The organism is Prevotella sp. HMSC077E09 (genome assembly GCF_001814685.1).
GTDB lineage: Bacteria > Bacteroidota > Bacteroidia > Bacteroidales > Bacteroidaceae > Prevotella > Prevotella oris.
The window spans coordinates 1-12,158 of sequence record NZ_KV817529.1 but is presented as its reverse complement, the minus strand read 5'-3'; the positions used below and the strand labels follow the sequence as shown (position 1 = coordinate 12,158).

At 46.6% G+C, this 12,158-nt stretch carries 8 protein-coding genes; 7 read left to right on the top strand and 1 reads right to left on the bottom strand.

The features are described from left to right. The first annotated feature begins 9 nt into the window (after window positions 1-9). Window positions 10-1,611, top strand: a complete 1,602-nt coding sequence (locus HMPREF2983_RS04035) for a RagB/SusD family nutrient uptake outer membrane protein (RefSeq protein ID WP_070666975.1) — start codon at window positions 10-12, stop codon at window positions 1,609-1,611. Between the two features lie 2 nt (window positions 1,612-1,613). Then, window positions 1,614-3,179 carry a ComEC/Rec2 family competence protein gene (locus tag HMPREF2983_RS04030; protein ID WP_070666973.1) on the top strand — a complete coding sequence of 522 codons (1,566 nt, stop codon included), beginning with the start codon at window positions 1,614-1,616 and terminating at the stop codon, window positions 3,177-3,179. Window positions 3,180-3,716: 537 nt separating this feature from the next. Here the strand turns inward: HMPREF2983_RS04030 and HMPREF2983_RS04025 are convergent. After that, window positions 3,717-5,123, bottom strand: coding sequence for a C1 family peptidase (locus HMPREF2983_RS04025; protein ID WP_070666971.1), 1,407 nt, complete (start codon window positions 5,121-5,123; stop codon window positions 3,717-3,719). 88 nt (window positions 5,124-5,211) lie between these two features. Between HMPREF2983_RS04025 and HMPREF2983_RS04020 the strand changes: the two genes are divergently transcribed. The 5 genes from HMPREF2983_RS04020 to HMPREF2983_RS04000 all read left to right on the top strand — a co-directional run bounded on the left by HMPREF2983_RS04020 (window position 5,212) and on the right by HMPREF2983_RS04000 (window position 12,030). Continuing rightward, complete coding sequence (locus HMPREF2983_RS04020; protein WP_070666969.1) at window positions 5,212-6,462, top strand: CobW family GTP-binding protein; 1,251 nt, start codon at window positions 5,212-5,214, stop codon at window positions 6,460-6,462. Continuing rightward, on the top strand, window positions 6,462-7,181 hold the full coding sequence (locus tag HMPREF2983_RS04015; RefSeq protein WP_018921055.1) for an HAD family hydrolase: 720 nt from the start codon (window positions 6,462-6,464) through the stop codon (window positions 7,179-7,181). Before HMPREF2983_RS04020 ends, HMPREF2983_RS04015 begins: the two co-directional genes overlap by 1 nt. 171 nt (window positions 7,182-7,352) lie before the next feature. Then, a complete protein-coding gene (gene dxs, locus HMPREF2983_RS04010; RefSeq protein WP_070666967.1) occupies window positions 7,353-9,233 on the top strand; it encodes a 1-deoxy-D-xylulose-5-phosphate synthase in 1,881 nt (626 codons plus the stop codon). Further along, window positions 9,230-10,576, top strand: coding sequence for a Trk system potassium transporter TrkA (trkA, locus tag HMPREF2983_RS04005; protein ID WP_004377737.1), 1,347 nt, complete (start codon window positions 9,230-9,232; stop codon window positions 10,574-10,576). Before dxs ends, trkA begins: the two co-directional genes overlap by 4 nt. Continuing rightward, complete coding sequence (locus tag HMPREF2983_RS04000) at window positions 10,573-12,030, top strand: TrkH family potassium uptake protein (RefSeq protein ID WP_004375656.1); 1,458 nt, start codon at window positions 10,573-10,575, stop codon at window positions 12,028-12,030. Before trkA ends, HMPREF2983_RS04000 begins: the two co-directional genes overlap by 4 nt. Window positions 12,031-12,158: the final 128 nt, after the last annotated feature.

Sequence of the window (12,158 nt, the reverse complement as noted above, 5' to 3'; positions counted from 1 at the left end):
CTTTTTCATATGGGAAAACGACTCTTCACCATCACTCATATCTTCATGGCAGCAGTCATGGCGTTGCTTTTCAATGCCTGTCTTGATGAAACTCCAAAAGACAAGCTTGAAGAAGATAAGCTTTATACATCGGCCAGCAACCTATATATCAACACCATTGGCAACCTTTACCACCAGATTGGAGGTTATTCTGACAGTCAAGGACTACAAGGAACCAACCGAGGTATATACGACTACAACACCTTTTCCACTGACGAAGCAATGCTTCCCATACGTGGTGGCGACTGGTATGACGGCGGGTTCTGGCAGAATCTCTATCATCATGAGTGGACATCTACCGATCTTCCGCTCCTCAACACATGGAACTATCTCTATGGCAGCGTGTCACTTTGCAACCACGCACTTTACGAAATAGACCAGCACAAGCAACTTCTTACCGACAAACAATATAAGGAATACACTGCAGAAGCACGTGGACTGCGTGCCTTGTTCTATTTCTATATCATGGACATGTGGGGCAATGTGCCCCTTGTCATGCAGGAAGGTGTGACCTTGGAAGATGTAAAACAGTCAACCAGAAAGAAAGTAACCACCACGCTTATCAACGAACTTTTAGCCGCAATTCCCTATCTGCCCAATGCACACAGCAATCACGAAGGCAACTATTATGGCCGTTTCACACGACCCGTGGCTTACTTTCTGGTGGCTAAAATCCTGCTCAATCATGAAGTTTATCTTCATGGTGACACGCTGACTTTCGATATTAACGGACAGAAACTCAAAGCGTTGGAGGCATGTATTGCCTGTTGTGACAAGATAACCGAAGCCGGATATACACTCGAAAGTGACTATGCAAGCAACTTCAGTGTACACAATGAAAACTCCAACGAGAATGTTTTCACCATCCCAATGGACAAGACTCTCTACAGCAACAAGTTCTTTTATCTCTTCCGAAGCCGTCATTACAGCCATGGAGGAGCATATAGAATGGACGCAGAAAACGGCAGCTGTGCCACGCTTTCAACAGTAAAAGCCTACGGATATGGCACATCACAGGAAGACAAACGCTACAAAATAAACTTCTTCAGCGATACCGTTAGCGTGGATGGGAAGGTGGTTTATCTGGAAAATGGCGAGCCATTAATCTATTACCCCACTAAGGTTGCCATGAATCTCACTGGAAACAAGTATGAGAAAACGGCCGGAGCACGCATGGCAAAATATGAGATTGACCGCACAGCCTATGATGATGGCCGACTGCAAGACAATGACATCGTGCTCTTCCGCTATGCCGATGTGGTGCTGATGAAGGCAGAAGCCCTCGTCAGAAACGGCAAAAACGGAGACAAGGAGCTTAACCTCGTGCGCCAACGGGCAGGAATGACATCGCGTTCTGCCACACTTTCCAATATTCTTGAAGAGCGATTGCTCGAACTGATGTGGGAAGGCTGGCGCCGTAATGACCTTATTCGTTTCGGTCTTTACCACAAAGCCTACGATCTTCGACAGCCCATTGAAGGCGAAGAAAGCCGATTTACCAATATCTTCCCTATCCCGAGAAACATTCTGAAGATGAATGGTAATCTTCAACAGAACCCCGGTTATAAGTAGGAATGCGGATAAATGGCCCACTACAACGCTATCCTCTGCTGCGTATTGCCCTTGTTCTGATAGGCGGAATAGCTGTCGGCGATGCCTGTTACCCCACACTTGGCACCGGCTTCTGGCTCATCTGTGCCTGCGTGGGCATTGCCTTGGCACTGCTTTTCAAGCGAGCAGCATGGCGTAACGGCTGCATTTTCGTCATCACGCTGACGGTAGGTGCAACGTTAGTAAACCGCAGTGAGCAGCATGCCGACTGCAAGTTGCCTCACGGAGAAAGCCACTATGAGGCCATTATCAGCAACACTCCGACCCAGCATGGCAAGACTTGGCGATGTGACTTGTTGCTGACAAAGCTCAACGGGCAGTCGCTCCGCAATGCCATTACCGTGAAGGCAACGGTTCTGAATGACCCCAACAGACCGATGCAACTGCAAACAGGCAATGGCATCATTGCTTCATCAGTCCTTGAAAAACCACAAAACCGTTGGCCCAATGCCCATTTTGATTATGCACTTTGGCTCAGACGGCATGGCTATCAGGCCGAAACATTCATTCCTTACTGGCAGTTTCAGACAGCAGAAGTGCCCATGACATTGGGTCGCTGGCAACGAGCTACACTCCAAGTCCGCCATCTTCGCGACCGCATCATACGACATTTCGCATCGTCATCCCATGCCGACAATCAAGACTATGCCATTCTCCAAGCCATGGTCTTAGGCCACCGCAAAGCTGTCAGTAAAGCCACACGAGAAGCCTATGCACTATCAGGAGGCAGTCATATCCTGGCACTTTCGGGACTGCATATCGGCATTATCTTTGGCATTTTCCTGCTCGTTTTCGGCCGAAATGTATTTGCAATGACACTATCTATCCTCACTATTTGGGCCTTTGCCTTCTTAGTTGGACTGCCACCCTCGGTAGTTCGCAGTGCCGTGATGCTCACCATCTACGCGTTTGTCAGTCTGCTTGGCCGCGAAAACATCAGTCTCAACACGCTCGCCTTAGCCGCATTAATCATTCTCATAGCCCAACCCATGACGCTATGGGACGTTGGTTTCCAACTATCTTTTATGGCCGTAGCCGGTATTCTCATTGCTTATAAACCGCTTTTTCAGTTGTTCAACCCCATAACTCGCCTGCTCCGATGGGCATGGGGCATGATTTGCGTGTCGGTTTCAGCCCAGTTGCTCACGTTTCCCCTGCTGCTTCACTACTTCGGTCGTTTCTCCACATACTTCCTCCTGACCAATTTCATCGTTGTTCCGGCAGCAACCGCCATACTCTATCTTGCCTTTCTGACAGTTCTCTCCACACCTTTCGTGGCCTTGCAAAACCTGATTTTCAATGCCATGACCACCATAACAGGCTGGATGAACACTTCCGTTACTGCCATTTCACGCCTCCCCTATGCCTCCATTGACAGCGGACATCTCTCTTTCTTGCAAACCGTTTGCCTCTATGTTTTCGTATTTTCAATAATGGGAATATACAGAACAGCCTTCTACAACACATCAGAAGCGGGGAAATCTCAGGCAACAGAATTCTCAATGGCAAAAAAGAAGATACAAGGATAAACGGCTTTGATTTTATTTTACAAAACACCTTGTGAGATTTCAATATTCAGAACGAGACTTTTTATTTTTGTAAATACGCCCGAAAATCGCCTATCCAGCAACCTGTTGACTATCAAAATATTACGAGATTTGCAGCAAGTTATTGAGTAAAACAAGGAAAAACAACAGTTAAAATCACGTCAAATCAGCTTGTAATTTGATGCAGATTACAGCCTGAAATGAGGCAGAAAGCGAGACCGTTTGACGCATTTGGCGCGGTAAAGTGACGCATATTGCAGGCAAAAGTGAATGAAAGACAGATTTAAATCGGGGCAAACCCCACTTTCAAGCGAAATTCATGGCTTCGGAATTTCTATTTGGTGAGAAAATCAAGGCATGTTTTTAAGCAATAAAAATCAACAAAATGAAGTTTTGTTTTCCCTAAAAGAATACCGCAAAAAACAAGGGAAAAGGAAGAATATGAATGTGGAAAACATTCCCTGTCCCTTTGCTTCAGCTCAAAATTCAGGCTGAAGCAAAGAGGCAGGAAAGGCATTTCTACTTGTCATCTTGGAATAATGGGTCGTCTTGCAACAGCATAATGGGCTTCTGCTGTGCTGCTTTGAGCACCTTTTCTGAAGCATATTTCGTGTCAACGACAAGGCGGAACATGAACTCATTGAACCAACGATTGGTCATGATGAGGTAACCTTGATGCCCATAAGAGGGGCCCCAACTGTTCTCTACCTTCCATTTCACGGGCTTACCTTGCCTGTCTAAGTCGACAGCTGTAAGCGTCATGGCATGCGTTGAGCCACTGTCGAAAGTACGGATGCGGTCGGCTTTGTCCATATTATAAGTTGTTCCGGTGAGCGAAGCATAGTCGTAGTTATCAAGATCAAGGTAACCTCGCTTGCGATCAAGCTGCTTTCCAACGTCGTAACTGCTGTACATTTTGTGACCGTCTTTAATGGATGCGATGGCCAACTGAGCGATTTCGTCCATCGGGAGATTGAGATAAGTCCAGTTATGTCCATCGTATGTGTGGCGATCATACTGCACTTCATAGGTCTTATAATAGGGATGTCGCGGGTCGTTCATTACCATAAGGAATGTACCATTCAGCGGATGGCCCACTGTAACGTCATAGAAAGAACGCGGTGTGTACTGCTTTGACTCGCCTATCGCCTTGCCGTTCTTATCTGTAAAGACATAGGTGAACGTCTTTACCGGTTCTCCAAGCGTGAGCGTCAGTAAGTGATAAATGGTTGAAAGCATCTCAGTCTTGCGGTCGTTGACAGCAGTTTTGCTCTTTCTTTCAGCCACCAACTTGCGCAGTTCAAGGCCAAACTCGCGCAGTTTATGCGACACAAGCTTTGCCATTATCTTTGTGTTGTCGCTTGAATAAGTTTCAGGTTGCACGCTCTTGGGCACCAGACCATACTTCTCGGCAAGGTCAGCCACACCGCAGAATGTACCGCCATCATTGATAGGGTTCTTGAAGAAGAACTGCACGCGGGCATCTTCCATCGGCAATTTAGCATTGTCAATAACAGCCTGGAGCATGAGATTGGCCTTCTCCAACTGGTCGTAGAAGAAGAGATAAGCATGAGAAAACTCTACAGCAAGCGTGTCGTTGTGGGCCTTGGCAAAATTACCACGCAACACATTCAAGCCGGAAAACATCCAGCAACGGCCCGAACTCTCCTGGTTCTGAATGCTCTGCTTGAGCGTTTCATCACTGAAATAGGTGTTCAGTGCACCTTGATGAGCATGGTTACGGGCCAAATCATCGATGTTGTTCGAAGCAAAGGCATTCGCCAAAGCACGTTCGGCAGGGGATGACTTCTGTGAGGTTTCAATCTTCTGCAACATGACAGAGGAGATGCCTCCGGGTTGGTTCTGTGCTGTCAGCGTGGTTGCTGAAGCCAGACAAAGGGCGAAAGTGATTGTTTTTTTATTCATAGTGATGCAAAATTACACATTATCAACTATTTTTTATACCTTTGCATGCGATTTCTACATTAATATATATTAAAGAAAGGAAACAGAGATGAAGAACAAAGAAATACCCGTATTGTTGCTTACGGGCTATTTAGGAAGCGGCAAAACGACCCTTGTCAACAAGATATTAAGTAACGAACGAGGCATTAAATTCGCTGTTATCGTGAATGATATCGGTGAAGTAAACATCGATGCAGACCTCATTCAAAAGGGCGGAATCGTTGACCAGAAAGACGATAGTCTTGTGGCATTGCAGAACGGTTGCATCTGTTGTACGTTGAAAATGGACCTCGTGAAGCAGTTGAACGACATCGTCAACATGAAGAAGTTCGACTATATTGTCATCGAAGCCAGCGGTATCTGCGAGCCGGCTCCTATCGCACAGACCATCTGTTCGATACCAACCATGGGGCCACAGTTTATCAAAAACGGCATCGTTCGCCTTGACAGCATCGTCACAGTGGTTGATGCGCTGCGCATGAAAGATGAGTTCGGCAACGGTGCAGACCTCATCAAGCAGAACATCGGTGAGGAAGATATTGAGAACTTAGTGATTCAACAGATTGAATTCTGTAATATTATCCTGTTGAACAAGGCTTCGGAAGTGGAACCACAGGAATTGGAACGCACGAAGAAAATCATTCGTGCGCTGCAGCCCAAGGCAGAGATTATAGAATGTAATTATGGTGATGTCGCACTTGAAAAGATTATCAACACCCGCAAGTTCGACTTCAACGAAGTGGCAACATCAGCAGCCTGGATTGATGAAATCGAGCATCATCATGGCGATGAGCACATGGATGAGGAGGAAGAAGAGCACGAACACAATCATCACGACCATGACCATGAAGAGCATCATGACCACGAACATGAGCACAAAGAGGGACATCACCACCATCATCACCATGATCATGAGGGCGGAGAAGTTGAAGAATACGGCATAGGTACATTTGTTTACTATCGCCGCAAGCCTTTTGACCTGGTAGGATTTGATGAGTTTATTGCCACACAATGGCCAAAGACAGTCATTCGGTGCAAAGGCATATGCTGGTTCAAAGACGAGCCTCAGACCTGCTATGTGTTTGAACAGGCAGGCAGACAGATGGGACTTCGCAATGCCGGTCAATGGTATGCAACCATGCCGGAAAAGGAACTTAAAGAGCTCATGGCACGCGAAGAAGGACTCCGACGCGACTGGAACGAGACCTATGGCGACCGTATGCAGAAGCTTGTTTTCATTGGTCAGCATCTTGACAAGGAAGAAATAACCCGTTTATTAGATGCCCGTCTTGTTGACTGATGCCTATGAATCTCAAACCATTCAAGGTTATCGCCATCGATGCCGACGACACATTGTGGGACTGCCAGTCGCATTTTGACAACGCAGAAGCGGCCTATTGCCAGCTGTTGGCCGATTACAACGATGCCAAACACATTTCAGATGCGCTTTTTGAAACCGAGAAACTCAATATGCCTTCATTAGGTTTCGGCACGAAAGCTTTCACTTTGTCACTTCTTGAAACTGCAATCAAAGTCTCCGGAGGCAGTTTAAGCGGCAAAGTGGTGGCTGAAATTCTGCAATTAGGCAAGGCTTTGCTCTCCTTTCCAACCACACCTTTGCCCGGCGTTGAGGACACATTGATTGCCCTCAACGAGCGAAAAGGTGGTGAAGACTATCGCCTTGTGGTGTTCACGAAAGGTGAATTGCAGGATCAAGAGAACAAACTCAAACGGTCGGGGCTTGCCAATTACTTTGATGATGTAGTCGTTGTGGCGGATAAAACGGAAGAAGAATACCGACATCTCTGCGTCAACAACGAAATCCGTCCGTCCGAATTGCTGATGATTGGCAACTCTTTCAAATCGGATATTGCCCCGGCACTCGCCATTGGTGCATATGCCGTGCATGTACCGTTCAGCGTGGCTTGGAAGATGGAACTTGCTGAAACATTCGATCACGAACGACTGACGACCATTGAAAACTTTAAAGATTTGATCGCCTCTCCTAACCTTTCATAAGGCAGAAGAGGCAACTTTATGACATGTTGTCAGTAGAATTAAATAAAGACTACTAAGCAACAGCCATGCACTTTGCTTTACATGAGCCTCTGAAAAAGAAAATATTGCTTTTCTTTGCTTTATACATGATTTTAACGTAACTTTGCAAAGTTAATCATACTCATTGTATTGATGAATGCAAATAAATTTGGATTATTAAGTCAAATCAAATATCCTGCAGACCTTCGAAAGTTGAGCATCGAGCAATTACCCGAGGTTTGCAAGGAGTTGCGCGAGGATATCATCCATGAAGTTTCGGTAAATCCCGGGCACTTTGCATCTTCTTTAGGTGTTGTTGAGATTACAGTTGCCTTGCACTATATCTATAACACACCCGATGATCGCATTGTGTGGGACGTTGGACATCAGGCTTATGGACATAAGATTCTTACGGGAAGACGCGACTTGTTCTATACGAACAGAAAGCTGAATGGTATCTGTCCGTTCCCGACTCCTAAGGAAAGCGAATACGACACGTTTGCCTGCGGTCATGCAAGCAACTCTATTTCTGCGGCCTTGGGTATGTCTGTGGCAGCCAATGGCAGCGGACGTCATGTGGTTGCCGTTATCGGAGACGGTGCCATGAGTGGCGGGTTGGCTTTCGAGGGACTTAATAATGTATCGAGTATGCCCAATGACCTGCTCATCATTCTCAATGACAATGATATGTCAATCGACCGCGCTGTGGGTGGAATGGAGAAGTATCTGTTAAATCTCGACACGAATGAGACCTACAATAAACTACGCTTCAAGGCCAGCAAATGGCTCCACCGAAAGGGTTATCTGAATGAGGAGCGCAAGAAAGGTATACTCCGTTTGAACAACGCCTTAAAGAGTGCACTGAGTCATCAGCAGAATATCTTCGAGGGAATGAACATCCGTTACTTCGGCCCTTTTGACGGACACGATGTTAAGGAGATAGTACGTGTACTGCAACAGCTTAGAGATATGAAAGGTCCAAAGCTGCTTCACCTGCATACAACGAAAGGAAAAGGATACAAACCGGCCGAAAAAAGTGCCACGATTTGGCATGCCCCAGGCAAGTTCGACCCGGAAACAGGAGAGCGCATCCTGCAGGATTGCAGTGATATGCCCCCCAAATTTCAAGACGTTTTCGGTCACACACTACTTGAATTAGCCGAGAAAAACGACCGCATTATAGGTGTAACGCCGGCCATGCCGACAGGTTGTTCGATGAACATTCTGCAGAAAGCAATGCCCAACCGCATGTTTGATGTGGGCATAGCCGAAGGCCATGCAGTGACCTTTTCGGGTGGAATGGCGAAAGAAGGACTGCTTCCTTTCTGCAATATTTACAGTGCTTTCAGTCAGCGAGCCTACGACAATATCATTCACGATGTCGCATTACTGAACCTGCCTGTCGTGCTTTGTCTCGACCGCGCAGGACTCGTTGGAGAAGATGGACCTACGCATCATGGCGCCTTTGATATGGCTGCCTTACGCCCCATTCCTAATCTGACAATTGCCAGCCCAATGGATGAACACGAACTACGGCGCCTGATGTACACTGCACAACAACCCAACCAAGGCGCCTTTGTCATTCGCTATCCACGCGGAAGAGGCGTTCTCAAGGATTGGAAATGCCCTTTGGAAGCAGTCAAAGTGGGCACAGGACGCAAGTTGCGTGACGGTGAAGGCACAGCAATTATCAGCATTGGCCCAATCGGAAACAATGTAAAAAGTGCTATTGAGGCTTCAGGAGAGAACGTCGCTCACTATGATCTGCGTTTCTTAAAACCACTCGATGAACCCCTACTCCATGAAGTTGGACAACGCTTCAGACATATTATTACTGTGGAAGACGGCATCCGCAACGGAGGAATGGGTTCTGCCATACTCGAATGGATGAGTGACCATGGCTATTCACCCATAATGAAACGCATGGGCATTCCCAACGAGTTTATCGAACATGGAACCGTTGCTGAACTGCAACACATCTGTCATATAGACCAAAACAGCATCATCGCTGCTATCAAGGAGACCAAGAAATGAAAATCATTATTGCCGGCGCATATGCCATTGGAACCTATCTTGCCAAGCTTCTCTCACGCAACAATCAAGACATTATCCTCATGGATGAGAGTCTGGAGAAGCTTGAGAAATTAGGTTCTGACTTCGATTTGATGACAATGAACGCCTCATGTGCCAGCATAACAACGCTGAAAGAGGCCGGTGCAGAGTCAGCAGACCTCTTCATTGCCGTCACCCCGGACGAAAACAAGAATATGACAAGCTGCATGATTGCCAAGGCCTTAGGTGCCAAGAAGACTGTGGCAAAGGTAGACAACTACGAATATGTAGCTCCTGATTTGAATGACTTTTTTGAAAGATTAGGCATCAGTTCCATTATCTATCCCGAGCTTTTAGCAGCTAAAGACATTAACAACGGATTGAAAATGAGCTGGGTTCGCCAGCGTTGGGATGTCCACGACGGAGCCTTAGTGATGCTGGGCATCAAGCTTCGAGAGACTTGTGAGATACTCAACAAACCGCTCAAGGACATCAGTGGCCCCGATGATCCCTATCATGTCGTGGCTATCAAGCGCGACGGTGACACCATTATACCGGGTGGTAACGATGAACTGAAACTCTATGACATGGCTTATTTCATGACAACTCGCCAGTATATACCTTTCATTCGCAAGATTGTGGGTAAGGAACACTATGTAGACGTGAAGAATGTAATGGTCATGGGAGGCGGCCGTACAGCCGTAAGAGCTGTCAAAACGATGCCGGAATACATGAATGTGAAAATCATTGAAGCCAACGAACAACGCTGCGACCGACTCAACGAACTGCTTGATGACGACCGTGCACTGATTATTCACGGCGACGGGCGCGATGTTTCGCTGCTTCAGGAAGAAGGCATCAGAAGCACACAAGCCTTTGTTGCACTCACAGGGAATGCCGAAACAAACATTCTTGCCTGCCTTACTGCCAAACGAATGGGCGTCAGGAAGACCGTTGCCATGGTCGAAAACGAGGATTATGTGAATATGGCGGAGAGCTTAGATATCGGCACTATCATCAACAAGAAAGCCATTGCAGCCGGCCACATCTATCAGATGATGCTCGATGCCAATGTCCACAACGTGCGCTTCCTCATGAATGCAAATGCTGATGTGGCCGAGTTCATCCCTCAAGAAGGGTCGAAAATCACACAGAAAGCAGTCAAAGACATGCGGTTACCCTATGGCATGACCATCGGTGGATTAGTCAGAAACGGTGAAGGATACCTTGTTTCGGGTAACACGCGCATTAATGCGGGCGACTCTGTAATGGTGTTCTGTCACAGTATCAACATGAAGAAAATAGAGAATCTCTTTAATAAATGATCAATCGTAGCATCATATTCAAGATCATCGGCTCGTTACTTTTCATCGAAGCCATACTGCTATTGGCCTGCCTGTGCATGGCTGTCGGCTACCAGGAAGACGATGTTCTTGCCTTTATCATCACCATCATCCTGACTACGTTCACGGGAATTGTACTGCATTTCTTTGGCCGTCATGCCAACAACTACATGAGTCGACGCGATGCCTACCTTGTCGTGACGCTCTCATGGATAATCTTCAGTCTCTTTGGTACATTTCCTTTCATGATCAGTGGTTACATCCCAAACTTCACCGACGCTTATTTTGAAACCATGTCGGGCTTTACAACCACTGGCGCCACTATCATTGACGACGTTGACAAGCTGCCACATGGCCTGCTTTTCTGGCGTAGTATGACGCAATGGATAGGCGGATTGGGCATTGTTTTCTTTACCACGGCCATTCTTCCTTCCTTTGTCGGTGGTTCCGTCAAAGTGTTTGCAGCCGAAGCAACAGGGCCTGTTACCACGCGATTACATCCTCGACTCAGCACAAATGCAAAGTGGATATGGGTTGTCTATCTTGTACTGACCATCAGTTGCATACTCAGTTACATGATTTGTGGCATGGGATGGTTTGACAGCATCAACTATGCCATGGGGACAACTGCCACCGGTGGTTTCTCAACCCATACCGACAGCGCAGAGTTTTTCCGCTCTCCGGCAGTAGAATATATTGCTACTTTCTTCTGTTTCATTTCGGGAACGAACTTCACCTTATTATATATGTCGGCCACACATCGCTCTTTAAAAATGATGTTCAAGAGCGAAGAGTTCCGCTTCTACACCTTTGTCGTCATCGCATTCTCGCTTTTCATCATGGCTCAACTCATGCTTCACAATGGCTATGACCTTGAGAAAGCGTTTCGTTGTGGCATCTTCCAGGTTGTTTCTTTCATCACGACGACAGGTCTCTTCAATGATGATGCCGCCCAATGGCCCCATGTCACCTGGGTTGTTCTGGCCACTTGCATGTTCCTCGGGGCCTGTTCCGGCAGCACAAGTGGTGGTTTCAAGAGCATCCGCAGCGTCATGATGCTGAAGATTATCCGTAATGAATTCAAACAGATTCTGCATCCCAACGCCATACTTCCTATTCATGTAGACGGCAGCAACATTCCTTCGCAAAAGCGTGTCACGCTGCTTTCTTTCTTAGCAGTCTATCTGTTGCTGTGCCTCTTCGCATCGTTTATCTTCATTGCAGCAGGGGTTGACAACACGAATGCCATCACCATCACATTGAGTACCCTTGGTAATGTCGGCCCTTCATTGGGCCTTGAGATTGGCCCCACCATGAGTTGGTCGATGCTTCCGGCTGGAATCAAGTGGGTCTGTTCGGCATTAATGCTCATTGGAAGAATTGAAATCTTCACTATTCTGGTTATATTTACTCCTGCATTCTGGAAAGATAGATAGACATCTACACAGATTTTACTTTTTCTTTAGCATTTATAAGGCATAGGATACGCCTTAAAACAAGTCTGCCCTTTTGTAAAGTTATTATCTCAAATTTAACACTTGGTAGTTTCAACTACCAAATGCGA

Bases quoted from the DNA above. Each gene is read 5' to 3' on its own strand.
- HMPREF2983_RS04035 (WP_070666975.1), top strand. From the start codon at position 10: ATGGGAAAACGACTCTTCACCATCACTCATATCTTCATGGCAGCAGTC.
- HMPREF2983_RS04030 (WP_070666973.1), top strand. From the start codon at position 1,614: ATGCGGATAAATGGCCCACTACAACGCTATCCTCTGCTGCGTATTGCC.
- HMPREF2983_RS04025 (WP_070666971.1), bottom strand. From the start codon at position 5,123: ATGAATAAAAAAACAATCACTTTCGCCCTTTGTCTGGCTTCAGCAACC.
- HMPREF2983_RS04020 (WP_070666969.1), top strand. From the start codon at position 5,212: ATGAAGAACAAAGAAATACCCGTATTGTTGCTTACGGGCTATTTAGGA.
- HMPREF2983_RS04015 (WP_018921055.1), top strand. From the start codon at position 6,462: ATGCCTATGAATCTCAAACCATTCAAGGTTATCGCCATCGATGCCGAC.
- dxs (WP_070666967.1), top strand. From the start codon at position 7,353: ATGAATGCAAATAAATTTGGATTATTAAGTCAAATCAAATATCCTGCA.
- trkA (WP_004377737.1), top strand. From the start codon at position 9,230: ATGAAAATCATTATTGCCGGCGCATATGCCATTGGAACCTATCTTGCC.
- HMPREF2983_RS04000 (WP_004375656.1), top strand. From the start codon at position 10,573: ATGATCAATCGTAGCATCATATTCAAGATCATCGGCTCGTTACTTTTC.